22 protein-coding genes and 1 tRNA gene are annotated in these 24,734 nt (G+C 60.8%); 16 read left to right on the forward strand and 7 right to left on the reverse strand.

Translation table 11 applies throughout. The annotated features are described in order from the left end of the window. Positions 1-5 precede the first annotated feature (5 nt). The 12 genes from M3P21_RS06740 to M3P21_RS06795 all read left to right on the forward strand — a co-directional run bounded on the left by M3P21_RS06740 (position 6) and on the right by M3P21_RS06795 (position 12,608). On the forward strand, positions 6-1,196 hold the full coding sequence (locus tag M3P21_RS06740; protein ID WP_249707927.1) for a toxic anion resistance protein: 1,191 nt from the start codon (positions 6-8) through the stop codon (positions 1,194-1,196). Positions 1,197-1,202: 6 nt separating this feature from the next. Then, positions 1,203-2,177, forward strand: coding sequence for a DUF2927 domain-containing protein (locus tag M3P21_RS06745; protein ID WP_373319962.1), 975 nt, complete (start codon positions 1,203-1,205; stop codon positions 2,175-2,177). A 26-nt stretch (positions 2,178-2,203) separates the two neighbouring features. Then, positions 2,204-3,352, forward strand: a complete 1,149-nt coding sequence (locus M3P21_RS06750) for an SPFH domain-containing protein (RefSeq protein ID WP_249707930.1) — start codon at positions 2,204-2,206, stop codon at positions 3,350-3,352. 3 nt (positions 3,353-3,355) lie between these two features. After that, on the forward strand, positions 3,356-4,444 hold the full coding sequence (locus M3P21_RS06755) for a TFIIB-type zinc finger domain-containing protein (RefSeq protein WP_249707932.1): 1,089 nt from the start codon (positions 3,356-3,358) through the stop codon (positions 4,442-4,444). A gap of 18 nt (positions 4,445-4,462) precedes the next feature. Then, entirely contained in the window at positions 4,463-5,134 is a 672-nt protein-coding gene (locus M3P21_RS06760) for a nitroreductase (protein WP_249707933.1), read from the forward strand. Positions 5,135-5,153: 19 nt separating this feature from the next. After that, positions 5,154-5,603, forward strand: coding sequence for a D-aminoacyl-tRNA deacylase (gene dtd, locus M3P21_RS06765; protein ID WP_249707935.1), 450 nt, complete (start codon positions 5,154-5,156; stop codon positions 5,601-5,603). 358 nt (positions 5,604-5,961) lie between these two features. Then, entirely contained in the window at positions 5,962-7,548 is a 1,587-nt protein-coding gene (locus tag M3P21_RS06770) for an ABC transporter substrate-binding protein (protein WP_249707936.1), read from the forward strand. An 11-nt stretch (positions 7,549-7,559) separates the two neighbouring features. Further along, complete coding sequence (locus tag M3P21_RS06775; protein WP_249707939.1) at positions 7,560-8,516, forward strand: ABC transporter permease; 957 nt, start codon at positions 7,560-7,562, stop codon at positions 8,514-8,516. Next, positions 8,513-9,328 carry an ABC transporter permease gene (locus tag M3P21_RS06780; protein WP_249707940.1) on the forward strand — a complete coding sequence of 272 codons (816 nt, stop codon included), beginning with the start codon at positions 8,513-8,515 and terminating at the stop codon, positions 9,326-9,328. Before M3P21_RS06775 ends, M3P21_RS06780 begins: the two co-directional genes overlap by 4 nt. Continuing rightward, positions 9,325-10,962: an ABC transporter ATP-binding protein gene (locus M3P21_RS06785; RefSeq protein WP_249707941.1), complete on the forward strand. Its 1,638-nt coding sequence runs from the start codon at positions 9,325-9,327 to the stop codon at positions 10,960-10,962. Before M3P21_RS06780 ends, M3P21_RS06785 begins: the two co-directional genes overlap by 4 nt. 106 nt (positions 10,963-11,068) lie before the next feature. After that, a complete protein-coding gene (locus M3P21_RS06790) occupies positions 11,069-11,677 on the forward strand; it encodes a DJ-1/PfpI family protein (protein WP_249707942.1) in 609 nt (202 codons plus the stop codon). A gap of 94 nt (positions 11,678-11,771) precedes the next feature. Next, on the forward strand, positions 11,772-12,608 hold the full coding sequence (locus M3P21_RS06795) for an alkaline phosphatase family protein (RefSeq protein ID WP_249707943.1): 837 nt from the start codon (positions 11,772-11,774) through the stop codon (positions 12,606-12,608). 43 nt (positions 12,609-12,651) lie between these two features. Here M3P21_RS06795 and M3P21_RS06800 read toward each other — a convergent pair whose 3' ends face one another. The 7 genes from M3P21_RS06800 to M3P21_RS06830 form a co-directional block, all read right to left on the reverse strand. Then, positions 12,652-13,575, reverse strand: a complete 924-nt coding sequence (locus tag M3P21_RS06800; RefSeq protein ID WP_249707944.1) for an alpha/beta hydrolase — start codon at positions 13,573-13,575, stop codon at positions 12,652-12,654. A 13-nt stretch (positions 13,576-13,588) separates the two neighbouring features. Then, positions 13,589-15,478: an acyl-CoA synthetase gene (locus M3P21_RS06805; protein ID WP_249707949.1), complete on the reverse strand. Its 1,890-nt coding sequence runs from the start codon at positions 15,476-15,478 to the stop codon at positions 13,589-13,591. 162 nt (positions 15,479-15,640) lie between these two features. Beyond that, positions 15,641-17,449 (reverse strand): ABC transporter transmembrane domain-containing protein, encoded by a 1,809-nt coding sequence (locus tag M3P21_RS06810; RefSeq protein WP_249707951.1) that lies wholly within the window; start codon positions 17,447-17,449, stop codon positions 15,641-15,643. A gap of 283 nt (positions 17,450-17,732) precedes the next feature. Further along, positions 17,733-17,806, reverse strand: a tRNA-Gly gene (locus tag M3P21_RS06815). A gap of 154 nt (positions 17,807-17,960) precedes the next feature. Beyond that, positions 17,961-18,953: an MBL fold metallo-hydrolase gene (locus M3P21_RS06820; RefSeq protein ID WP_249707952.1), complete on the reverse strand. Its 993-nt coding sequence runs from the start codon at positions 18,951-18,953 to the stop codon at positions 17,961-17,963. Positions 18,954-19,075: 122 nt separating this feature from the next. Continuing rightward, positions 19,076-20,068, reverse strand: a complete 993-nt coding sequence (locus M3P21_RS06825) for a LuxR C-terminal-related transcriptional regulator (RefSeq protein WP_283780869.1) — start codon at positions 20,066-20,068, stop codon at positions 19,076-19,078. A gap of 68 nt (positions 20,069-20,136) precedes the next feature. After that, positions 20,137-21,057, reverse strand: coding sequence for a LysR family transcriptional regulator (locus M3P21_RS06830; protein ID WP_249707955.1), 921 nt, complete (start codon positions 21,055-21,057; stop codon positions 20,137-20,139). 168 nt (positions 21,058-21,225) lie between these two features. On the opposite strand from M3P21_RS06830, the gene M3P21_RS06835 reads away from it, so the two are divergent. The 4 genes from M3P21_RS06835 (at position 21,226) to M3P21_RS06850 (ending at position 24,733) form a co-directional block, all read left to right on the forward strand. Continuing rightward, entirely contained in the window at positions 21,226-22,242 is a 1,017-nt protein-coding gene (locus M3P21_RS06835) for a TRAP transporter substrate-binding protein (RefSeq protein ID WP_249707956.1), read from the forward strand. A 67-nt stretch (positions 22,243-22,309) separates the two neighbouring features. Then, the gene (locus M3P21_RS06840) at positions 22,310-22,870 is read left to right on the forward strand and encodes a TRAP transporter small permease (protein ID WP_249707958.1); all 561 of its coding nucleotides are present in this window, start codon (positions 22,310-22,312) and stop codon (positions 22,868-22,870) included. Continuing rightward, positions 22,870-24,210 (forward strand): TRAP transporter large permease, encoded by a 1,341-nt coding sequence (locus M3P21_RS06845; protein WP_249707960.1) that lies wholly within the window; start codon positions 22,870-22,872, stop codon positions 24,208-24,210. The genes M3P21_RS06840 and M3P21_RS06845 overlap by 1 nt, the downstream gene beginning before the upstream one ends. A 31-nt stretch (positions 24,211-24,241) precedes the next feature. Then, positions 24,242-24,733, forward strand: a complete 492-nt coding sequence (locus M3P21_RS06850; protein WP_249707962.1) for a universal stress protein — start codon at positions 24,242-24,244, stop codon at positions 24,731-24,733. Position 24,734: the final 1 nt, after the last annotated feature.

Genomic DNA, 24,734 nt, shown 5'->3' on the forward strand with positions numbered 1-24,734 from the left:
GATTCATGTCCGATACCGTCCGCAAAAAGGCCGCCGAGGCGACCGCAATCGTCGATGAGGTGACCGCGATCACCTTGCCGGAACCGCAAAACGCCATCGTTCCGCTGGAAGAGGCCGACGAACCGGTCAAGGCCGAAATCCGAAGCCGTATGAACGAGATCAGTATGGACGACACCAACTCGATCGTGTCCTTCGGGTCCGGCGCGCAGGCTGAGTTGCAGGAAATCAGTCAGGCCATGCTGGCCGATGTGCGCAACAAGGATGTGGGTCCTGCCGGTGACAGTCTGCGCAACATCGTGACCACCATTCGCGGCTTTTCGGTCAGCGAGCTGGATGTGCGGCGCAAGGCAAGCTGGTGGGAACGGCTGATGGGCCGGGCCGCGCCTTTTGCCAAATTCACCGCCCGCTTCGAAGAGGTGCAGGGCCAGATCGATAAAGTCACCGATGACCTGCTGGGCCACGAACATACGCTGCTGAAAGACATCAAATCGCTCGACCTGCTCTATGACAAGACGCTGGGATTTTATGACGAGCTGGCGCTGTATATCGCGGCGGGCGAGGAAAAGCTGACCGAGTTGGACAGCACCGACATCCCCGAAAAAGAAGCCGCAGTCGCGGCTGCGCCCGAGGAAGACCAAGTGATGAAGGCGCAGGAGCTGCGCGACCTGCGTGCCGCCCGCGACGATCTGGAACGCCGGGTCCATGACCTGAAACTGACGCGGCAGGTGACGATGCAGTCGCTGCCCTCGATCCGACTGGTGCAGGAGAACGACAAGTCGCTGGTGACCAAGATCAACTCGACGCTGGTCAATACCGTACCGCTCTGGGAGACCCAGCTGGCGCAGGCCGTCACCATCCAGCGCAGCGCCGAAGCCGCCGCCGCCGTGCGCGACGCCAATGACCTGACCAACGAGTTGCTGACCGCCAATGCCGCCAATCTGCGTGAAAGCAACAAGATGATCCGGCAGGAAATGGAACGCGGCGTCTTCGACATCGAAGCGGTCAAACAGGCCAATGCCGACCTGATCGGCACCATCAACGAAAGCCTGCAGATCGCAGACGAGGGCAAGGCCAAACGCGCCGCCGCCGAAGAGGAACTGCAAAAGATGGAGACCGAACTGCGCGATACGCTGGCTTCGGCCAAGGCGCGCAAGGACGGTCTGGGCGACACCGCATCCACAGCGGTTCCCGGCTGACCTTCGGTGCGGCGCGCTGGGGCACATTCTCGGGTCCGTGCGACCCGGATCGGGGCCACGGCCCTTGCCCTGGTGCTGCTTGCCGCCTGTGAGCAGGGCCTTCAAACCTCGCTGACGCCGCCCCTCCGCCCTGAAGGGCTGGTCCCGGCAAAGCCGGTCGTGGTCGCGCCCTCGGCCAAAAGCCAGGATCTGGCGCGCTACTACGAAAAGGTGCAGAACGATCTGCTGACCCGCGGGCTGCTGCGCGTGGATGGCGGCGGCCCCGACACGCCCTATGATTCCGAAGATCTGGTGCGCAATTTCGAAGTGATCGCTTTTTTCGACGAATACGCCCAGACCGCAACGCCGCTGTCCAGCCGCCGCGCCAGCGGACGGCTGAGCCGCTGGTCCGGCCCGGTGCGGATCAGGACCGAGTTCGGTGCCTCGGTCCCGCTGGAACGGCGCGAACAGGACCGCAAGAATGTCGCCAATTTCGCGGACCGCCTTGCGCGGCTGACCGGGCATCCGATCAGCGCCGGCAGCCGAAACCCGAATTTTCACGTTTTTGTGGCGGGCGAGGACGATACCGCATTTGTCCAGGCGCGATTGAAACAGATTATCCCCTCGATCAGCGCAAATGAACTGGTGCTGTTCGACGATCTCCCGCGCTCGTTCTATTGCCTTGTCGTTGCTGTATCCGGCAATGGCGCGCCGCAGAACTATACCCGCGCGGTGGCGCTTGTGCGGGCCGAACACCCCGATCTGGTGCGGCTCAGCTGCATCCACGAAGAGATTTCGCAAGGGCTGGGACTGCCCAATGACAGCCCCGCCGCGCGGCCCTCGATCTTCAATGACGATGACGAGTTTGCGCTGCTGACCAGCCATGACGAGAAACTGCTGAAAATGCTCTATGATCCGCGCCTGCGGCAGGGCATGACCGCCGACGAGGCCCGCCCGATAACCCAGCAAATTGCGTTGGAACTTACGGGCCCGTCTTCATAGGCCCAAAGACAGGAGAACGATTGACCATGGGTATTTTCGACTTTCTTTCCGGTGAATTCATCGATGTCATCCATTGGGTCGATGACACCCGCGACACCATGGTCTGGCGGTTCCAGCGCGAAGGCCATGAGATCAAATACGGCGCCAAGCTGACCGTGCGCGAAGGGCAGTCGGCAGTGTTTGTGCATGAAGGGCAATTGGCGGATGTGTTCACGCCGGGGCTTTATATGCTCGAGACCAACAACATGCCGATCATGACGACGCTGCAGCATTGGGATCACGGCTTCAAGAGCCCGTTCAAATCCGAGATCTATTTCGTCAACACGACCCGGTTCAACAACCTCAAATGGGGCACCAAGAACCCGATCATGCTGCGGGACCCGGAATTTGGCCCCACCCGCATCCGCGCCTTTGGCACCTATACGGTGCGGGTGAAGGACCCGGCCAAGTTCCTGATCGAGATCGTCGGCACCGACGGCGAGTTCACCATGGACGAGATCAGCTATCAGATCCGCAACATCATCGTGCAGGAGTTTTCCCGTGTCATCGCAGGCTCGGGCATTCCGGTGCTGGACATGGCCGCCAACACCGCCGATCTGGGCAAGCTGATCGCGGCAGAGGTCTCGCCGGTGCTGGACAGCTACGGGCTGGAGATGCCGGAGTTCTACATCGAGAACATCTCGCTACCGCCTGCAGTCGAGGCAGCCTTGGACAAGCGGACATCCATGGGGCTGGCCGGTGATCTGGGCAAGTTCACGCAATATTCCGCCGCCGAAGCGATGACCGCTGCTGCCACCAACCCGAGCGGGGGTGGCGGTATGGGCGCGGGCCTTGGCATGGGAATGGGCATGGCGATGGCGCAGCAAATGGGGAACATGGCAGCGGGGCAACCCAGCGGTCCCTGGGGCGCGCCCGCCCCCGCTGCCACGCAACCGGCAGCATCCGTGGCACCGCCACCCCCGCCCCCCGTTGAGCATGTGTGGCATATCGCGGTGGAGGGCCAGACCTCGGGGCCGTTTTCCAAGGCCAAGCTGGGGCGGATGGCCACAGCCGGAGAGATCACCCGCGAGACCTATGTCTGGACCGCTGGTCAGGACGGCTGGAAACGCGCCGAGGACGTGCAGGAACTGGCGCAGCTGTTTACCATTCTGCCACCGCCGCCTCCGGGCATCTGACCCGTGGCGGAGCTTGAGCATCGGTTTCCCTGCGACCAATGCGGGGCCGATTACCGGTTTGATCCGCAAAGCGGCGGGCTGGTCTGTGGCCATTGTGGCCATTCCGAGCAGATCAGCGCCGGGCCGTGGAAGGGCGGCGCCCTGCGCGAGTTGGATTTCGACACCGCCATGGCGCAGGCCCTGCCCGAGGCCGAGATCGAAGAAACCCGCGTGCTGTCATGCCCCAATTGCGCGGCGCAGGTCGAGTTTGACCCCGACAGCCATGCCGCCGAATGCCCGTTCTGCGCCACCCCTGTGGTGACCGGCACCGGTATCAACCGCCACATCAAGCCGCGCGGCGTGCTGCCTTTCGCACTGGACGAGCGCACCGCACAAAAGGCCATGTCGGATTGGCTGGGCGCGCTTTGGTTTGCACCAAATGGGTTGCAGGACTACGCCCGCAAGGGGCGCAAGATGCAGGGCATCTATGTGCCCTATTGGACCTTCGACGCGGATACCAAATCGCGCTACCGGGGCGAACGTGGCGTGGTCTATTACGTGACCCGCACGGTCATGCGCGATGGCAAGAAGGTACAACAGCAGGTTCCGAAAATACGCTGGTCACCGAAATCGGGCCGCGTGGCGCGGTTCTTTGACGATGTGCTGGTGCTGGCCTCACGTTCGCTGCCCAAGAAATACACCGACGCGCTGGAACCCTGGGACCTGCCCGCGCTGGAGCCGTATCAGCCGGAATATCTGGCCGGGTTCCGGGCCGAGGCCTATACGGTCGAGCTGAAAGAGGGCTATGGCGAGGCGCGCGCGCATATGGACCGGGTGATCGACCGCGATGTACGCTTTGACATCGGCGGCGACCGGCAGCGCGTCCACGGGATCGAAACCGCCGTCTCGGATGTGACCTTCAAGCATATCCTGCTGCCGGTCTGGCTGGCGGCCTACAAGTTCCGCGGCGAGACGTACCGCTTTGTGGTGAATGGCCGGACCGGCCGGGTGCAGGGCGAACGCCCCTGGTCGGTGATCAAGATCACCATCGCGGTCACCCTCGGGCTGCTGGTAGCGGCGGGCGTCGGATATGTGGTCGCGACCAATCAATAAGGCATGAAGGGGCAGCGGATGGACCTGCAGGCATTGGACGCATTGATGGCAGAGCGGCACTCCTGCCGCGCCTTCGCGCCCACCGAGATACCGAAAGCCACGATCGCGCAGGTCCTTGCCACCGCCCGCCGGGCGCCAAGCTGGTGCAATGCCCAGCCCTGGCGGGTCGATGTGACCCGTGGTGCCGCGACCGACCGGTTTCGCGCGGCGCTGATCGAACAGGCGCAAAGCACCGCACCGAAACCCGATCTGCCCTTTCCCGGCTCTTATAGCGGCGTCTTTCAGGACCGGCGGCGCGCCTGTGGCTGGGCGCTCTATGAGGCGGTGGGGGTCACCAAGGGCGACCGGGCGGGATCGGCGCGTGAGATGATGCGGAACTTTGCGCTGTTCGACGCGCCGCATTGCGCGGTCATCTCAAGCCCGGCGGAACTGGGCGCCTATGGGGCGATGGATTGCGGTGGCTTCGTCACCGCCTTTTGCCTGGCCGCTCAGGCGCTTGGCATCGCGACGATCCCGCAAGCCGCGGTGGCCAGCCATGGCCCGTTCCTGCACCGGTATTTTGACATTCCGCAGGATTTTCTGGTGCTGTGTGCGATCTCGTTCGGTTATTCCGACACCGCGCATCCAGCCAACGGGTTTCGCACCGATCGGGCTGAACTGGATGCGTTCACGCAGTGGCACGACGGTTGAACAAGGGAGCGTTGGCGAGATGCGCGCATTGATCCAGAGAGTGACACAGGCCCGTGTCACGGTCGAAGGCGAAACGGTCGGTCAGATCGGCGCAGGCCTGCTGATCCTGATGTGCGCCATGCGGGGCGATAACGACGCAGAAGCGGTACAGCTTGCCGCCAGAATCGCCAAACTGCGGATCTTTCGCGATACGGCGGGCAAGATGAACCTTTCGGTGAAAGACACCGGTGGCGCGGCGCTGGTTGTCAGCCAGTTCACCCTGGCCGCCGACACCAGACGCGGCAACAGACCCGGATTTTCAGAGGCGGCGGCATCCGATGAGGGCAAGCGCCTGTATCAGGTCTTTGGCGAACAACTGCACAGCCACGGCATCCCGGTCGAACGGGGGGTGTTCGGCGCGGATATGGCGGTTGAGCTTACCAATAGCGGCCCGGTAACGATCTGGTTGGACACTGCAGACAGGCACTGAATGCGGCCCGAACGACCCGAAGAAGGAGGAATCAACTTGCCCCGCAGCGCCTGCACCCAGCCTCGAAATGAGGTCATCAGGGCACTTGCGCCTGGCACAATTCCCTTTGAAACATGAAAAAGGCAAACCGGGTCGACCCCCGGTCCGGTGCCAAGCGCACCATTGATTCAAGCGGGGAAGCGACACTATCACCACGCAATGCGACACCGCATTAGGACCAGAGCAAAGCGCAAGAGTGTCCCATGGAGGGCATACCGGACATTAAGCCTTGCCGGGCGGTGCGAAATACGCAAACCTTGACTCGCCAATCAACAAAAACCGCGCGCCAAGCGCGCAGCTTCTCAACCGGGAGATCTCGATGAACGACCAACTTGACTATATGTCCGGCCGCGTGACGGCTGGAAAAATGAACCGCCGTGAGTTCATGGGCAAAGCCGCAGCCTTGGGTGTGTCCACCGCTGTTGCCAGCACCATGTTTGCCAGCGCGGTCAAGGCAGCCGGCCCGGTCAAGGGCGGCACCTTCAAAATGGGCATCCAGGGCGGTGAAAGCACCAACACCCAGGACCCGGCGCTTTATGCATCCGACGTGCCGATCGGTGGTGGCCGTCACTGGGGTGAAACCCTGGTCGAAGTGGACGCCAATGGCGAGTTGGAAGGCCTGGTCGCCGAAAGCTGGGAAGGCTCGGCAGATGCCAAGACCTGGCGCTTCAAGATCCGCCAGGGCATCGAGTTTTCGAACGGCCAGCCCGTGACCGCCGAGGATGTGAAGCGCACGATCGAGCGTCACACCAACGAGGATTCCAAATCGGGTGCGCTTGGCATCGTGCAGGACATCGAGTCGATGCGCACCGATGGCGACACGTTCGAACTGACGTTGGGCTCGGCCAATGCGGACATGCCCTATCTGATCAGCGACTATCACCTGGTGATCCAGCCCGATGGTGGCTTTGACAACCCGAACGCCGCAATCGGCACCGGTCCCTATGTGCTTGAATCGGACGAGCCGGGCGTGCGCATGAGCTTCGTCAAGAACCCCAATTATTGGGACGATTCGATGGGGCATTACGAAAGCACGGAGATTCTGACCCTCAACGACGCAACCGCACGCACCGCGGCGTTGCAGTCCGGCCAGGTTGACGCGATCATCCGGGTGGAACCGAAGATCGCACAGCTGCTTGATCGCGCACCGAACCTGTCCGTCAAAAGCGTGTCGGGCCGTGGTCACTATGTGTTCATCATGCATGTGGACACCGCCCCGTTCGACGAGAATGAACTGCGGCTGGCGCTGAAATACGCGATCAATCGCGAGGAACTGGTCGACAAGATCCTGCGTGGTTACGGTGGCATCGGCAACGATATGCCCATCAACGCAGCCTATCCGCTGTTCGATGACACGATCCCGCAGCGCGCCTTTGATCTGGAAAAGGCCAAGGAGCATTACGCCAAGTCCGGCCATGACGGCTCGCCCATCATCCTGCGCACCGCCGATGGCGCCTTCCCCGGCGCGGTGGACGCGGCAGCCCTGTTCCAGCAATCGGCGCAGGCCGCCGGTATTCCGCTGGAGATCAAGCGCGAACCCAATGACGGCTACTGGTCGGAAGTCTGGAACGTTCAGCCGTTCTGCGCCTCTTACTGGTCGGGCCGCCCGGTGCAGGACCAGATGTACACCACGGCCTATCTGTCGACCGCAGACTGGAACGACACACGCTGGAAACGCACCGAATTCGACGAGATGCTGCTGTCGGCAAAGGCCGAACTGGACCCGGCCAAGCGCAAGGAGATCTACTCCAAGATGGGTCGGATGGTGAACGAGCAAGGCGGTCTGATCTGCCCGATGTTCAACGACTTCATCGACGCCGTGTCGAACAATGTGCAGGGTTGGGAAAGTGATCCGAATGGCGCAATGATGAACTGGTATGCTCCTAAAAAGACCTGGAAAGCCTAAGGGCCCAGAGTATGCATCCCGTAGTGAAACTGGTTGCTCAGCGCCTCGCGCTGAGCCTCCTCCTCCTCCTCGCCGCTTCGATCCTGATCTTCGCGGGCACGATGATCCTGCCGGGCGATGTGGCACAATCCATTCTGGGCCAGTCAGCCACCCCTGAATCACTGGCAAACCTGCGTGAAGAACTGGGGCTGAACGACCCACCCGTCACGCGCTATTTCGATTGGCTCTTTGGTGCAATGCAAGGCGATCTGGGCACCGCGCTGACCAACGGGCGCGACATTGCCGAGAGCATCGGGCAACGCCTGTCGAACACTCTTTTCCTTGCGTTCTGGGCCGCCATCATCTCGGTGCCGCTGGCCATCCTGCTGGGCCTGATCGCGGTGCGCTACAAGGACCGCTGGCCCGACAAGCTGATCTCGGGGGTGACGCTGGCCTCGATCTCGATCCCGGAATTTCTGATCGGTTACCTGCTGATGTATTATCTGGCCGTGCAACTGGGCTGGTTCCCGTCGGTCGCGATGATCAATGACGGCATGAGCCTGGGTCAGAAACTGCAATCCATCGCCCTGCCGGTCATCGTTCTGACGCTTGTGGTTCTGGCGCATATGATGCGCATGACCCGCGCCGCGATCCTGAACGTGATGCAGTCAGCCTATGTCGAAACCGCCGAACTGAAAGGTCTGAGCGGATTTCAGGTCATCTACCGTCACGCCTTTCCCAACGCCATCGCGCCGATCGTGAACGTGGTCATGATCAATCTGGCCTATCTGGTCGTCGGCGTTGTGGTGATCGAGGTGGTCTTTGTCTATCCCGGCATGGGACAGTATCTGGTCGATCACGTGTCGAAACGTGACGTGCCCGTGGTGCAGGCCTGCGGCCTGATCTTTGCGGCGGTCTACATCTTGCTCAACATGATCGCTGACATCGTCTCGATCCTGGCGAACCCGAGACTGAGGCATCCGAAATGAAGAATATCCCAATCTCTGCACTGATCGGGCTGTTCCTCACGGCCGTCTATTTTCTCATGGCATTGCTCGCGCCGATCATCGCCCCTTACGGCATGGCCGAGGTGGTGGGCGACGTGTGGGAGCCTGCCTCATCCAAATATTGGCTGGGCACCGACAATATCGGGCGCGATCTGCTCAGCCGGATGATCTATGGCGGGCGTACAACGATCTTCATCGCCACCGCCGCGACGATCATCAGCTTCGTGACCGGGTCGGTTCTGGCCTTCTTCGCCGCTGTGATGGGCGGTTGGGTCGATCAGGTTCTGTCGCGCTTCGTCGATCTGATCATGTCGATCCCGACGCTGATCTTTGCGCTGGTGGTGCTGTCGGTGATGCCGGTGACCATTCCGATCCTGATCCTGGTGATGGGTCTGCTCGACTCCACCCGTGTCTATCGTCTGGCCCGTGCCGTGGCGGTGGATATCTCGGTCATGGATTATGTCGAGGCCGCGCGCCTGCGCGGTGAGAAAATCGGCTGGATCATCTTCCGGGAAATCCTGCCAAACGCGCTCAGCCCGCTGATCGCCGAGATGGGGCTGCGCTTCATCTTCGCGGTGCTCTTTGTGTCCACCCTGTCGTTCCTTGGCCTTGGCGTGCAACCGCCCGAGGCGGACTGGGGCGGCATCGTGAAAGAGAACAAGGAGGGCATCGTCTACGGCATTCCCGCCGCCCTGCTGCCGGCTGTCGCCATCGCCACGCTGGCGATCTCGGTGAACCTGGTGGCCGACTGGGTACTCAACCGCACCACATCGCTGAAAGGAGGCCGAGGATGAGCGATCCGCTTCTCAAGGTCCGCGACCTGAAGATTGGCGCAACTGTCTACCCGCCGGGCGAAAAGCCCCATGACATCGAAATCGTGCACGGGGTCAGCTTTGACCTCGCGCCGGGAAAGGTGCTGGGGCTGATCGGTGAATCCGGGGCCGGGAAGTCGACCATTGGCCTTGCTTCGATGGCCTATGGCCGGGGTGGTGTGAAAATCACCGGCGGCGAGGTCTGGGTCAATGGCCGTGACATCCTCAAGTCATCGGTCCGCGACATCCGCAACCTGCGCGGGGCCGAGGTCACCTATGTGTCGCAATCGGCGGCGGCCTCGTTCAACCCGGCCAAGAAGATCATGGATCAGGTGGTCGAGGCTGCGGTGGAACAGAAGAAGTTCAGCCGCAAAGAGGCCGAGGAACGCGCTCGCACGCTGTTTGCCAAATTGGGCCTGCCCGATCCGGACAATATCGGTAAGCGGTTTCCGCATCAGGTCTCGGGCGGTCAGCTGCAGCGCTGCATGACGGCGCTTGCGCTATGTCCCGAACCTGATCTGGTGGTCTTTGACGAGCCCACCACAGCGCTTGACGTGACCACACAGATCGACGTGTTGATGGCGATCAAGGAAGCCATTCGCGACACCGGTGTTGCCGCGCTCTACATCACCCATGACCTTGCGGTTGTGGCGCAGGTCAGCGACGACATCATGGTGCTGCGGATGGGGGATATGGTCGAATATGCCCATACCGATCAGATCATCAACAGTCCCAAGGAAGAGTACACGCAGGCGCTGGTCTCGGTCCGGTCGATCGAGCATGAGGAAAAGAATCCCACGCCGGAACCGGTGCTGAGCGTCAAGAACATCACGGCGCGCTACAAGGGTCTGAATTTCGACGTGCTCAAGAATGTGACGGTCGATCTTCATCCCGGCCAGACGCTGGCCGTTGTTGGCGAATCCGGGTCGGGCAAATCGACGCTTGCGCGGGTTATCACCGGATTGCTGCCGCCCAGTGACGGGCAGATCGACTTTGCCGGGCGCACCCTGTCACGCGATCTGGCAGGCCGCACCCGCGAGGACCTGCGCGAGTTGCAGATGATCTACCAGATGGCGGATGTGGCGATGAACCCGCGCCAGACCGTCGGCACCATCATCGGCCGCCCGCTGGAGTTCTACTTCAACATTCGTGGCAGCGAAAAGCGCAAGCGGATCATCGATCTGCTGGACGAGATCGAACTGGGCGAGAAGTTCATGGACCGCTACCCGGCGGAACTGTCGGGCGGTCAGAAACAGCGCGTCTGCATCGCGCGGTCGCTGGCGGCAAAGCCCAAGATGATCATCTGTGACGAGGTGACCTCGGCGCTCGATCCGCTGGTGGCGGATGGCATTCTCAAGCTGCTGCTGGACCTGCAGAAGATCGAGGATGTGGCCTATCTGTTCATCACCCACGATCTTGCAACGGTGCGCGCCATCAGCGATTCAATCGCGGTGATGTATCAGGGCAAGGTGCAGCGCTATGGCTCGAAATCCGAGGTACTCAGCCCGCCCTTTGACGACTATACCGACCTGTTGCTCAGTTCGGTGCCCGAGATGAAGCTGGGCTGGCTGGAAGAGGTGGTCGCCCATCGCAAGATGGAAAGCGCCGGGAACTGAGTCCGTATTCAACCCTCAAAACGGCGGGTCTGACCCGCCGTTTTTAGATTCGGGCCGTTATGGACGCGCCTGTCATCAGTTCAGAAAGTTGGCGGAGGAGTATGCCATGCACAGAATTGGCGTGTTGATTTTTCCAGGCTTCGAGCTGCTCGATGTCTTTGGGCCGATGGAAATGTTCGGATTGCTTCCCGACAAGTACGAATTGTGCATGGTCGCTGAGACGCCGGGACCCGTCGCCAGCAACCAGCGCCTGTCCGCTTATGCCGAACACGGACTCCACGATGACGACACCTATGACATCCTTTTTGTTCCCGGCGGTGCGGGGACGCGCAAGGAAATCGGCAACCGCCCCCTTCTGCGCTGGATCGCAGAGGTGTCGGCGCAGGCCGAATACACGCTGAGCGTCTGTACCGGCAGCGCCCTGCTTGCGCGGGCAGGTCTTTTGGATGGGCGCAAAGCCGCGACCAACAAATCCGCATTTTCCTGGGTCGAGGAACAGGGGCCGAAGGTGAAGTGGCAGCGGCAGGCGCGCTGGGTCGAGGACGGTCCCTTCATCACCTCATCCGGGGTCACGGCGGGGATGGATATGGCGCTTGGGGCCATCGCCCTGATGCATGGGCAGGACACCGCGAGAGATGTTGCCAGATGGTGCGAATACACCTGGCAAGAGGACAAGACCAACGATCCTTTTGCGCGGATGTATGGGCTGGTCTGATCGGGACCAGCGCAACGTCCTACACGCGCGACGATACCCCATTGCCTGACCGAGATTTGCTCGCCACAAAACACCAAAGGCAAGGGAGAGTGCCATGGACCGTAAACTGCTGCTGATCATTCTCGATGGGGTGCCCTGGCGCAATTTCCGCAGGTTGTTCGGCAATCTCGAAGGCTGGGTGGTATCCGGCGAGGCGCGGGTCTGGAAGCACCGTGCAGTGCTGCCCTCGACCTCGGCAAGCTGTTATGCCTCGATCCATACCGGGGTGGTGCCGGCGGAACATGGCTGCACCGGCAATGGCAACGTGTTCCGGCTGGGCCACAAGGACGTGTTCTCGCAGACCCGCGCGGCGGGCGGGGTGACCGGGGCGGTTGCGCATAGCTATTGGTCCGAGTTCTTCAACCGCCACCCGTTCGACCATGTCCGTGACGTGGAATATGACGAGCCCGAGAGCGCCACGATCAACCATGGCCGGTTCCACAGCATGACAGGCTATGGCCACGCCAACCAGATGACGCCATGCGATGTCGACCTGTTTGCCTCGCTGACCAATCTGTGCCAGCGGTTCGACCTCGATTACGGCCTGCTGCACACCTGCACGCTGGACAGTATGGGGCACCGGTTCTTTCACGACTGCCCCGAGATGGACCATGCCTGTTTCGTGATGGACGAGATGCTGGCCCCCTTCATCCCGCGCTGGCGTCAGATGGGCTATGAGGTGATCGTGACCGCGGATCACGGTCAGGACGCGCGCGGCCATCATGGTGGGCGCGACCCACTGCAACAGGAAACCGCGCTGTATTATTTCGGAGACGCCGACGGGCCAGAGAGCGATGCGGTAATCGAGCAGGTGCAATTGGCCCCGACGATTCTGTCACGGCTGGGCGCTCCGTTGGCCGAAACGATGCGGGCCGAGCCTTTCCTGCGCTGAGAGCGGCGACAAGGCGCCAGCAGCGCCTTGATCCCCACCCCCGTCAGTCGTAAGGCCAGAGCCCCTGCCCCAACGCCTCGATCGCGAGGGAAATCCGCTCAAAACTGGCGCGCGCGCGGGGTACGGAGTGGCGGGCGCGCAGATAGCCATGCACCAGCCCCTCTTCGTTGATCCAGCACACCTTGCCGCCCGCTTCCAGCAACCGGTCGCGATAATCGCGGCCGTCATCACGCAGCGGATCGCAATCGGCGGTGATGATCACCGTCGGGGGCAACCCGGAAAAATCGCTGTCCTGCAGGGGTTCATAGGTGGGATCGTCGGTTGGCTCCTCGCCAAGGCTGCGGATGCTGGCATAGAACTTCACGTCGGCACGGCTGAGCATCGGGGCGTGGGCATGCTCCAGATAAGACCCCTGGTCGCGGTCACCACCGAAGCCGGGATAGATCAGAACCTGCCCCAGCACATTTTGCAGACGCCCGCGCGCATGATGCGCGACACAGGCGGCCAGTGTCGCGCCTGCACTGTCACCGGCCAGCACAATCGGGTCGCCATAGGTGTCCGCCGCCCATTCACTCGCGGCCCAGCAATCCTCGAACTGGGCCGGGTGCCGATGCTCGGGGCAGAGCCGATAGTCGATGGACACCACCCGATAGCCGGTCTGGGCACAGATTTCGGAACAGACGTCGTCGTGGCTGTCGAGGCCCCCCAGCACAAAGCCGCCGCCATGGATATAGATCACCGTGCGGGTCGGCTGACCCGCTGAATAGACGCGGACCCGGACGCCATTTGCATCCAGGTCCTCAGAGGGGATTCCCTCGGTTTCGCTTTGCCGAAAGGCGTGGCACATCCGGTCATAGACCTGCCGCTGCTCTTCGATTGACAGGCTTACCGCATCGTCGGGGTAATATTCCGCAGTTCTGCGGATGAACTCCTGTGTCTCAGCATCTAGCAGCGCGTCGTAGTCCATTCACTCTCCCGGATCAGGCGGCCCATTCCCATGGGCGCGTGTAATCGCCCAGAATCTTGGACACATCCTCGTCCGAGGTACCGTTGGCGTCAAGCTGTGCGACAAGGCCACGTTTCTTGTCGTCGACAACCGAGACCACCCGTGCCGCGACCTCGCCCTTTTCCAGCGCGATGTTGTAGACTCGCGTGATCGCGTCCTTGCGCAGGTCGGGTTTGAACACCTTGCCCACCGCCGTTTTCGGCAGTTCGGGCAGGATGGTCAGATGCTTGGGTTGCGCCGCGCGTTCGTGGATATGAACGTCGCAATATTTCATCAGTTCTTCGGTGGTCACCGAAGCGCCATCCATCAGTTCCACATAGACGCAAGGCACTTCACCCGCATATTCGTCGGGCTGGCCGATGGCACCGGCAAAGGCGACCGCCTCGTGACCCAGCAGCGCCTCTTCGATCTCGGCGGGGTCGATATTGTGACCGCCGCGAATGATCAGATCCTTGGCGCGGCCGGTGATCCACAGATAGCCATCCGCGTCGAAACGGCCCAGATCGCCGGTGCGCAGGTATTTTTCATTGTGGTAGAGATCGCGGTTCTTGGCCTCTTCGGTGTAGGTATGGCCCGCCACAACGCCCGGGTTCGAGACACAGATCTCGCCGATCTCGTCCACCGCAGCTTCAACAGGACCATCAGCGGTGTCGTTGTAGATCTTCACATCCGTATAGGGCAGCGGCACCCCGATCGAACCGATCTTCTTTTCCCCGTCGGTGGGGTTGAAGGACACCAGACAGGTCGCCTCGGTAAGGCCGTAGCCTTCGACGATCTCGACGCCAGTGGTCTCTTCGAAGCGGCGGAACAGTTCCATCGGCAGCGGGGCTGAACCCGAGAAGGCCAATTTGATGCTGGAGATATCAGCATCCACCGGACGCTGCATCGTGGCAGAGATCGCGGTCGGCACGGTGATGATGAAGGTGATCTTCCACCGCTCGACGAGTTTCCAGAAATTGTCGAAGACACCATCGCCGCGATAGCCCTGCGGGGTCGGGAACACCACATGCGCGCCCCCGGCGACTGCCGAAGTCAGGATCGCCTGACACGCCAGCACATGGAACATCGGCAGCGGGCAAATGATGTTGTCACCGACGCCCATCAGCAACTCTTTGCCCAGCCAGCCGTTATAGATCATGCCGGAATATTTGTGCTGCGCCACCTTGGGCATCCCGGTGGTGCCGCCGGTGTGGAAATAGCAGGCAACGCGATCTTCGGTGGAATCCGCGAAACTCAGCGTCGTCGGCTGCTTTGACATTTCCTTGTTGAAGTTCTTGTAGTCGGCATGGGCCAGATGCTCCTTGCCTTCCAGCTTGGGGCGCACCAGCGGGACGATCCAGGATTTCGGCGGCGTCAGATAGCGGTTCAGATCAACTTCAAGCACCGCGTTCACGTTGGGCGCATGGCGGACGGCCTCGGCCACCTTGCTTGCGACATCGGTCTTGGGGAAGGGTTTCAGCGTCACCACAACCTTGGCGTTGGTTTCGCGCAGGATCGAGGCGATCTGCTCGGGCTCCAGCAGCGGGTTGATCGGGTTGGCGATACCGGCGACCGCAGCGCCCATCAGGGCAATGGCGGTCTCGTTGCTGTTGGGCAGCACATAGGCCACCACGTCTTTCTCACCCACACCCAGCGAGCGGAACAGGTTCGCCGCCTGGGTCACCTTGTCCTTGAGCCCCGACCAGGTCAGCGTTTCGGCCTTGTCGGTCGGCCCGGACAGCAGCTGAAAGCTGATGGCGTTGTTGTTGGGGTGTTTGGCCGCGGTTTCCGACAGCAACTGATAGAGCGTGACAGGTATGTCCCGGTCCGCCCAGGGCATTTCATTTTCGATTGCAGCGCAGTCTTTGATACCGGCAAAGGCCATTGGCAGTTCTCCCTCGATTTTTGGCGCACGGCGATCCAAAGCCGCCGATTTTCCGGCGAAACCTGCATAGAACCGCCGTTCAGCGCAAGAATCACCCTAACGTCAAGTTTGTCACTCTACGCCACTTGCCGCCACGTCATTCGAGGTTTTTGGGGCCGAAGGTTACTCGGCAGCCATACCTTCGGTGAATTGCAGCCTTGCAAGCCGTGCATAGAGGCCCCCTTGCGCGACCAATTCATCGTGCTTGCCCTGGGCAATGATTCGCCCGTTCTCAAGCACCACGATCCGGTCGGCCTTTTTCACCGTTGCCAGCCGGTGCGCGACGATCACGGTGGTGCGTCCGGCACAGAGCACATCCACCGCCTGCTGTACCGCCCGTTCGCTTTCGGCATCCAGTGCCGAGGTGGCCTCGTCCAACAGCAAGACCGGCGCGTCGCGCAAGATCGCGCGGGCGATGGCGATGCGCTGTTTCTGGCCACCCGACAGCATCACGCCGCGCTCGCCGACATAGCTGTCATAGCCTTCCGGCAGGGCGGCGATGAAGTCATGCGCGGCGGCGGCGCGCGCGGCCTGTTCGACCTCGCCGTCGCTGGCGGCGGGGCGACCGAAGCGGATATTGTCGCGTACCGAGCTGGCAAAAATCACCGGGTCCTGCGGCACCAGCGCGATATGGCGGCGGAAATCGTGACGCGACAGGCTGTGCAGGTCGGCCCCGTCCAGCGTCACCCGCCCCTGGTCGGGGTCATAGAACCGCTGCATCATCTGGATCACGGTGGTCTTGCCCGCGCCCGAGGGCCCGACCAGAGCCACGGTTTCCCCCGGCGCAACTGTCAGCGACAGGTCGTCCAGCGCCAGATGTTCGGGGCGCGACGGATAGCGGAAACTCACTGCCTTGAGCGCTATCTCACCCTTCACCGGTTCGGGCAGTTGCGCCGGTGTATCAGGGTCCAGCACGGTATCCTTTGCGTGCAAAAGCTCCACCAGCCGCTCGGTGGCCCCGGCCGCGCGCTGCAATTCGCTCCAGATCTCTGACAGTGCCGCAACCGAGCCTGCCATGATCACCGAATAGATCACGAACTGGATCAGCGTCCCTTCGGTCATTGTACCCGAGCGGACTGCATTCGCGCCCATCCACAGCACGCCGACCACGCCGCTGAAGACCAGAAAGATCACAATGACGGTCAGAATGGCGCGGGTGCGGATGCGCTCGCGCGAGACCTCGTAGGAGGTCTCGGTCATTTCGGCGAATTGCGCGCGGCTGGCACCCTCGCCGGTATAGGCTTGCACCGTCTGCACCGCGCTCAGTGCCTCGCCTGCGCTGCCCGAGGAGGCGGCGATCCAATCCTGGTTCTCGCGGCTGATCCGGCGCAAACGGCGCCCCAGCACCAGAATGGGCACGATCACGATGGGGATCAGCAGCAGGACCATACCGGTCAGTTTGGCCGAGGTCAGCAGCATCAGGATCAGACCGCCGACAAACAGCAACATGTTGCGTAGCGCGATCGACACGGAGGAGCCGAGGACAGACTGGATCAGCGTTGTGTCGGTGGTGATCCGGCTGAGCACTTCGCCGGTCATGACGCGTTCAAAGAACTCGGGACTCATGCCGATCACCCGGTCGAACACCGCCATGCGGATGTCGGCCACCACCCGCTCGCCCAGACGGGTCACCAGCGCGTAGCGGATGCCGGTGCCCACAGCCAGAACCGCGGCAATGCCCAGCGCGGCAAGAAAGTAGCGGTCCAGCAGGTCGCCATCCTCGATGCGGAAATGATCGACCACGCGGCGCACCGCCAGAGGCAGCGTCAGCGACATACTCGCTGTCAGCACCAGCGCCGCGACGGCGCCCGCCATCAGCCCCTTATAGGGCAGCATGAACGGCCAGAGCGCCCCCAGAACCCCCAGCTTGCGTGAGGTGGCGCGCTCTTCGCTGGCATTTGGTGCGGGCTGAGCGGGTTTCGATCTGGCCATTATGTGGTCTCGCATTCAGGTCTTTTCGGGGGGCTGCGCCCCTTTGGCCACGCTTCATGACCCCGCGCCCCGCGCAGGTCAAGCAAATGCGCATCCGCTGGGCTGCGGCCAAACTGCACAAATGCAGCGCGATTTCGCATTTACGAGGGCGGGCACGGGTCCAAACCCCGCGATCCTGCCCGGAGTGGCTTCAGGGCGCGCCCACAGAAAATCACATCTTTTCAGGGGAATACCCGGCAATTTCGCGCAGTCTTTCGCGAAAAGCTTACCGGGAGGGGATTCTTGGAGCGGGTAGCGGGAATCGAACCCGCACCTTAAGCTTGGAAGGCTCTTATGATACCATTTCACCATACCCGCCAAGAACCCGTGCGTCCTAGAACACGCACCGAACAAGGTCAATAGCTGCCGTTTTTCGAATGCGGCTGATCTGCTGTTTTACGCCGTGGCCTCCCCCAAAAGCAAACCGGCCCGCAAATTCGCGTGCCGGTTCACCCGTGAGTGGCAGCGGGGGTCAGCTTGTGAGGGCATTATGCCCGAAATACAGGAACTCGCGGTCGCGGCCTGCAATGTCCCCCGCTTCCAGCGACAGGCTGGCGCTGTCCAGCATCTTGTAGCTCTGCTGGGATTTGACCCATTCATCGGCATTCTGAAGCGTGGTCAGCGTATAGCTTGTGGTCTCGTTCAGATAATGCGTGGGGATCACGATTTTGGGCTTGAGCTTTTCCACGATGGCGTTGCCCTGATCATAATCCAGAATGTGCTGCGAGCCGTCCACCGGCAGGGTCAGCACGTCGACCTGACCGATGGCGTCCCAGAACTCCTGCGGCGGGTCATGCCGGTTGTCGCCCCAGATCAGCGTGCGGATACCGCCGGTTTCCACCAGATACACCACCATATCCATGTGGCTGACATTGTCCGGCGGGCAGGCCTGAACGCCGAATTCGCCCAGCGCGTTGGTCCAGTCATACCAACCCGGCGCGCGGCAGACATGTTTATCGGCAAAGCCGGTGATCCTGATGTCGGCAAATTCGAAGTTTCCAACCATCCGGTCCAGCACCATGGTCGAGACAGGGCGGTGAATCGCATCGTGGTCGAAATGGGTATGCGTGGACATGCAGATATCCACCGGGGTCTCTGGAAATTCATTCTTGAACCAAAGCCCCCACGCGCCCGAGGGATCGTCCCGCCAGGGATCGAACAGAATTGTGGCCCCGCCCGGTGACGTGATCTTGATCGCGCAATGGCCGAAATAGTCGATGGCAACTGCGCCTTCGACCGTATTGCCGGTGGTCTTCTGCAATTCGATCACGCCATTGTTGTTGCCCGGCTGTGTCCAGTCGGTGGATTGCGCCTGAGCGGAGGTGCTGCTCAGCAGGTTCGCAGCCCCGCCCACGCCAGCGGCCCCGGCGGCCATGAAGAAGGACCGGCGCGACAGGCCCGGTGCCATATCGTCCCTGCCCCCGCGCAGCAGCGTCGGTTTCAGGTTCAGGTCGTCTTTTTCCATTTTTGGTTTCCCTGTTGTCTCGCGATCCGGGGATGTCCTCGGATAATGTCAGGGTAGCAACCGGAGCCTCTAGCAGAGGTATCGAAAAACCATGGGGGAAACATGGGGCAAAACCCCATGGTTCACTGAATGGACAACAGCAGGCTGCGCAGGTTCTGACCACTGCGTTTCAAGCCAAGTTTTGCGCGGATGTTGTTGCGGTGAAATTCGATCGTGCTGGGCTCGCGCGACAGCGTGCGGGCAATGTCCTTGGTGGTCTGACCGCGCATGATAAGCTGCGCGATCTCCTGCTCGGTTGGGGTCAGGGCCTCGAACACGGTGGTCAATTGCCCACTCATATCAGAGGTGATCGACTTCAGGTTATCCTCAGCCAGTTCCAGATAGGCACGGCCAGCGGGATCCCGGGTGAGCCGGCCGTGCAGCTTCGACAGATGTGGAATGACCAACCCCTTGATCTGGCGCAATATCTTGGCGTCATATTCTTCGCGCGAGGTTTCCACGCTGCTGAGCAGAACGCGCAGGGCGGCATTGGCCTCCTCCAAATCCGCGGTGCGGCTGGCGACGCGATGTTCCAATTGATCCAGCGTTGCCTGCAGTTCCGACTCAAGCGTGATGCGCCGGTCAATCTCGATCAGCAGTTCGAGATCGGCCTCGATCACGCGGGCGAACTCCTGCAGCCCCTCGCGGAAAAGCAATGCCCGCCGGTTGCGGCGGGTGTCGAGGACGCAGATCGTCCCAAAGACCGTCCCGTCGGGCCATTTCAGCGGGTAGCCGATATAGAACCGCATGCCATGTTCCATATCGTCATTGTCGACCCAGTCCGGATCGCAGGTCGCATCCTCGACCGTCAATTCGCCGCCGCGCTGCAGAACGCCGTAGCAATAGAGCTTTTCATTGAGCGTGAAGCGGCAGCCAGTGGCATAGGGGTTGCCCTCGGTCCGGCTGGTGACAAAGACCGAATGGTGCGGCTCCTGCGTGCGCATCACGAGGCTGGCAGGCACGTCGGCAACATGTGCGATCAGGTCAACGATCCGCTGCCATTTGGCAATGGTCTCTTGTGATATGTCGGGCTTTGAACGGATTGCGCCGGACTTTCCTGTCGATGATCCGTGCAACTCTAGTGGCGAACCCCGCCAGCAGGCAAGCGCCACCGGGCGCGGGTGCCGTGCCGGAGCGGGCCTGCCTATCTGGAATGTTCGTTCACCAGCGTTTGCAAGAACGCATGTGTGATCCGGTTCGGCTCGGGGCTGCGCCGGTTGACGGCGGAAAACGTTGCGCGATAGTTCAACTGCTCCGGAAGGAGCATCTTCATCTGCCCCTGTTCCACAAAGCTCTTTGTCAGATGATCGGGCAGGAACCCAAGATAGCGGCCTGACAGGATCAGGATCGACAGCGCATGTTCACTCTGGACTTTCGCCGCGCGGCGCAGTTTGAGCGTCTGGCCGACATGCAGGTTCGGAGAGTTGACGCTGATGCCCGCGTAGCGCGTTGCGCGGATATCATCGAGCGTCAGGCTGGCTTGGTCGCGATCAAAGAACGGATGCCCCTGACCGCAGAACAGGTACATGTTTTCGGTGTAGATCGGGACATAGTTCAGACTTTTCGACACCCGGTGCTCGGCAAGGATTCCGACATCGACATCGCCGCTGATCAACCTGGCTTCGATGACATTGGGCGGTTCGAGCGACAGTTCGATCTGCACATCCGGCGCCAGCAGGTTGAAGGTGCGGATCGACCGGGCAAGATGGGAATCGGGGTTCGACGCGCATTGATCGAACAGGGCGACATGAATTCTGCCAACCAGATCCTGTTTTATTTCATTCACTTCGGCCTGGAAATCGGACACCGACAGCAGCAGCCGGTCCGCCGCTGCAAGTACTTTTGACCCATCTTCCGTCAGCGAAAAACCACCCGGCCCCCGGTTGCACAGCTTTAGCCCCAACCGAATTTCGAGATTGGATAAGTACTTGGAAATCGTGGATCTTCCGATGTTCAGCTCGGTCTCGGCGGCGGACAGGCCACCGCTTTCGACTACCGACCTGAAAATCCTCAATAAATTGATGTCGGCCTCGCCGACCTTGGTAACAAGTGACTGCCGCGCCATGTTATGTTCGCCATTTATGAAACTTTACGCTCAATAGTTACCATTTTGGAAACGCGAATCGCAAGCTACACGAGTCTGCACCGGGGCAGATTCGGACTGGAACATGTGCAGAGGAGCGCATTCCGGCGCGCACCCCGTTTATCAGGACAAACATGCCGGAGGACATTCATGTCATTTCTAAAGCGGGTCTGCACCACAACTGCGGCCATTTCCATTACAGCCATGCTGGTCGCGGGGGCAGCACAGGCCAAAAACTTCAAGATCGCAGTGGGCGACAGCGGCGGTTCCAGTCAGGAGGCAACCGGGCTGGGTTTCAAATCCGCGCTCGAAGAGCTGTCCGGTGGCAAGCATACCGCGACGTTGTTCCTCAATGGCCAGCTCGGCTCCGAACAGGATACCGTCAACGACGCGGCCATCGGCACGCTCGATATGTCGCTGCTGGCGATCAACAATATCACCCCGTTCTCGCCGACCGTCGGCGTGTTCACCCTGCCTTACGTGATCCTCAGCCTTGAAGATGCCGAAAAACTGACCCAAGGCCCAATCGGTCAGGAACTGACCGAGAACACGATCAACGATGCCGGTGTGCGCATCATCGCCTGGACTTACACAGGGTTCCGCGTTCTCACCAACTCGAAAAAGCCGGTAAAATCGGTGGCCGATCTGGAAGGCCTCGTGATCCGCGTTCCCAAGAACGAGATCATGATCGACACCTACAAGTCCTGGGGTATCAGCCCGACGCCGATGGCGTGGTCGGAAACCTTTGCCGGTCTGCAGACCAAAGTTGTGGATGGACAGGACAACCCCTACACCACCATCAACGCGATGAAGTTCTATGAAGTTCAGAAATATGTGACCAACATTCGTTACATCTTCTCGATCGAGCCGCTCATCATTTCCGAGCAGGTGTTCCAAGAACTGTCCGCCGAGGATCAGGAAATCATCCTTACGGCCGGCAAAGCCGCAACGCAGGCCTCTGCCGACTTCCTGCGTGAAAAGGAAGCCGAGATCAAAGAGATCCTGATCGAAAAAGGCATGGAAATCGTCGACCCCGAGAATGGCGAAGCTGAATTCATCGAACTGGCAACCACCGCTGTGTGGCCGAAGTTCTACGAAAGCATCGGCGGTGTTGAAAAGCTCAACGCTGTGCTGGCCGAAATTGGCCGCGATCCGGTTTCGCAATAATCAAAGACCAAACGGTCAACAAAAATGGGGGCGCCTGATGGTGCCCCCTACATAAAGGGAGGGTCAGATGTCGAAATTTTGGGGATTTGTAGACAACATCGAAAGCTATATCTGCCGCACATTGCTGGCGATGTTCGTTTGCCTGCTGATGCTGCAAGTCATCGTGAGGACGCTGTTTGCATTCTCGTTTTCGTGGGTCGAGGAACTGTCGATCTACATGTTCGTCTGGTTCGTCTTCTTTGGCGCCAGCTACGCCGCCAAGATGGGCGCCCACAACCGGGTCACGTTTCAGTTCAAGTTCCTGTCGGCCCGCGCGATCAAGTATATCGAGGCCTTCGCGGACCTCTTCTGGATCTTCTTCAACGTCGTATTCGTCTATCTGGCGATCGACTTCATCTTCAACAAGATGAACAAGTTCCAGTCGTCGCAGACCCTCGGGTTCCACCTGAGCTGGGTCTATATCGTCCTGCCCATCGCCTTCACGCTGATGACCATCCGGGTGATCCAGGTGAACTACCGCAAATTGATATTGGACGAAGAGATGGTCGACCCGGATTCGATCGATCTCGACGCTGTCAAAGCTGAAATCGAAAGCCATGACACTTCCAGCTCTGAGGGAGACAAGTAATGGGCGCCGAAATTATCCCACTGCTGTTTGGCGGATTTCTTTTTCTGCTGTTCATCGGTGCTCCGATCACCGTGGCGCTTGGCGTCTCGACCCTGATCACCTTCCTGTATCTTGGGGAAAACCCCATCAAATTCGTCCAGATCGCCTTTACCTCGGTCGGGTCCTTCCCGCTGATGGCGCTGCCCGCCTTCATTCTGGCCGGTGCGCTGATGGAGGCATCAGGGCTGTCGCGACGGCTTATCAATGTCGCCGAAAGTTTCGCCGGTCCGTTCACCGGCGGCATGTCGGCTGCAACCGTCATGGCGTGCCTGTTCTTTGGCGCGATCTCGGGCTCTGGCCCGGCGACCACCGCCGCCGTCGGCATGTTGATGATCCCGGCCATGATCGACCGCGGCTATTCCAAAGGCTTCGCGTCGGCCATTACCGCCTCGTCAGGGGGCCTTGGCATCGTGATCCCGCCCTCGATCCCGCTGATCATCTTCGGCATCGCCGCGCTTGGCATGCCGCCCCCACCCGAAGCGGTGGAGGAGTTCGGCCAGTTCCAGACCGTTTCGATCCCGAAACTCTTCATCGCTGGTTTCATGCCCGCCTTCCTGATCGCAGGCAGCCTGCTGCTGATGAACTATGTGCTGGCGAAAAAGAACAACTACACGGGCAGCAGCGAAGGCTGGTCCGCACGCCAGATGTGGTGCGAGTTATATCGCGGCTTTTGGGCGCTGATGGCCCCGGTGGTGATCCTTGGCGGCATCTACTCGGGTTATTTCACCCCGACCGAAGCGGCCATCGTTGCGATCTTCTATACGCTGATCGTGGGTGCGTTCATCTATCGTGAACTGTCCTGGAAAAGCCTGTTCGGCGCGCTGGAAACCACCACATGGCTGACCGGCCGGGTGCTGCTGATCATGTTCACCGCAACGGTGTTCGGGCGGCTGCTGGTCGAAAACCAGGTACCGGCCGTGATCGCGCAGGGTATGCTGTCCTTTACCGACAACATCTATGTGATCTGGACGCTGGTCATCCTGTTCCTGCTGTTTGTCGGCATGTTCATGGAGACCCTGGCAACGATCCTGATCCTGGTCCCGGTGATGCTGCCGGTGGCATATAGCGTCGGTATCGACCCGATCCACTTCGGCGTGGTGATGGTCTGCACCCTGGGCATTGGCTTCCAGACACCGCCGCTGGGTGAAAACCTGTTCATCGCGTCGGGCATATCGAAGATCTCGATCGAAGAGATATCGCTGCGTGCCCTGCCCTTTGCCTTCATCAATACCGTCGCGATCTTCATCATCGCTTTCTTCCCCGATATCTCGCTCTGGCTGCCGCGCGTGTTCGGCTACTAGGCGCGATCAAACGGAAAAAGGAACTGACATCATGAAACAAAAGATAACGCAGATCCTCTTCGCGACCGCTCTGACGCGCCACTCAAGCTATGCGTTGACGCACGCGGCCAGTCTGGCCGAGGCAACCGGGGCCAAGCTGCATGTTCTGCATGTTGCCGAACCGCTCAGCGACGATGCGCTGATCACGATGCGGATGTTCATGCAGGATGCGGGCTCGCGCGCTGAGGCGCTGAAGGCCCGGCATGACCACATGAAGGCTGTCCTGACCGAACGGCAAAAGGAGTTCTGGGCGACTCTACCCGAAGAAGACCGGGGCATTCAGGACCAGATCGAATCGATCGAGATCATCGACGGGCATCCCGCCGAGGTGATCCTGCGCCGCGCCCGCGAGTTGAAATGTGACCTGATCGTGCTGGGAGCCCATGAACACGGGTTCTCGCAAACCTTCCTGGGCACCGTCGCCAAGCGCGTCCTGCGCCGCGCCGATATCCCGACATTGGTCGTCCCCTATAGGGACGACTGAC

The organism is Ruegeria spongiae, from assembly GCF_023502395.1.
Taxonomy (GTDB): Bacteria; Pseudomonadota; Alphaproteobacteria; order Rhodobacterales; family Rhodobacteraceae; genus Ruegeria_C; species Ruegeria_C spongiae.

Coding starts and splice junctions, on each gene's coding strand:
- M3P21_RS06740 (WP_249707927.1), top strand. CDS start 6: ATGTCCGATACCGTCCGCAAAAAGGCCGCCGAGGCGACCGCAATCGTC.
- M3P21_RS06750 (WP_249707930.1), top strand. CDS start 2,204: ATGGGTATTTTCGACTTTCTTTCCGGTGAATTCATCGATGTCATCCAT.
- M3P21_RS06760 (WP_249707933.1), top strand. CDS start 4,463: ATGGACCTGCAGGCATTGGACGCATTGATGGCAGAGCGGCACTCCTGC.
- dtd (WP_249707935.1), top strand. CDS start 5,154: ATGCGCGCATTGATCCAGAGAGTGACACAGGCCCGTGTCACGGTCGAA.
- M3P21_RS06770 (WP_249707936.1), top strand. CDS start 5,962: ATGAACGACCAACTTGACTATATGTCCGGCCGCGTGACGGCTGGAAAA.
- M3P21_RS06775 (WP_249707939.1), top strand. CDS start 7,560: ATGCATCCCGTAGTGAAACTGGTTGCTCAGCGCCTCGCGCTGAGCCTC.
- M3P21_RS06780 (WP_249707940.1), top strand. CDS start 8,513: ATGAAGAATATCCCAATCTCTGCACTGATCGGGCTGTTCCTCACGGCC.
- M3P21_RS06785 (WP_249707941.1), top strand. CDS start 9,325: ATGAGCGATCCGCTTCTCAAGGTCCGCGACCTGAAGATTGGCGCAACT.
- M3P21_RS06790 (WP_249707942.1), top strand. CDS start 11,069: ATGCACAGAATTGGCGTGTTGATTTTTCCAGGCTTCGAGCTGCTCGAT.
- M3P21_RS06795 (WP_249707943.1), top strand. CDS start 11,772: ATGGACCGTAAACTGCTGCTGATCATTCTCGATGGGGTGCCCTGGCGC.
- M3P21_RS06800 (WP_249707944.1), bottom strand. CDS start 13,575: ATGGACTACGACGCGCTGCTAGATGCTGAGACACAGGAGTTCATCCGC.
- M3P21_RS06805 (WP_249707949.1), bottom strand. CDS start 15,478: ATGGCCTTTGCCGGTATCAAAGACTGCGCTGCAATCGAAAATGAAATG.
- M3P21_RS06810 (WP_249707951.1), bottom strand. CDS start 17,449: ATGGCCAGATCGAAACCCGCTCAGCCCGCACCAAATGCCAGCGAAGAG.
- M3P21_RS06820 (WP_249707952.1), bottom strand. CDS start 18,953: ATGGAAAAAGACGACCTGAACCTGAAACCGACGCTGCTGCGCGGGGGC.
- M3P21_RS06830 (WP_249707955.1), bottom strand. CDS start 21,057: ATGGCGCGGCAGTCACTTGTTACCAAGGTCGGCGAGGCCGACATCAAT.
- M3P21_RS06835 (WP_249707956.1), top strand. CDS start 21,226: ATGTCATTTCTAAAGCGGGTCTGCACCACAACTGCGGCCATTTCCATT.
- M3P21_RS06840 (WP_249707958.1), top strand. CDS start 22,310: ATGTCGAAATTTTGGGGATTTGTAGACAACATCGAAAGCTATATCTGC.
- M3P21_RS06845 (WP_249707960.1), top strand. CDS start 22,870: ATGGGCGCCGAAATTATCCCACTGCTGTTTGGCGGATTTCTTTTTCTG.
- M3P21_RS06850 (WP_249707962.1), top strand. CDS start 24,242: ATGAAACAAAAGATAACGCAGATCCTCTTCGCGACCGCTCTGACGCGC.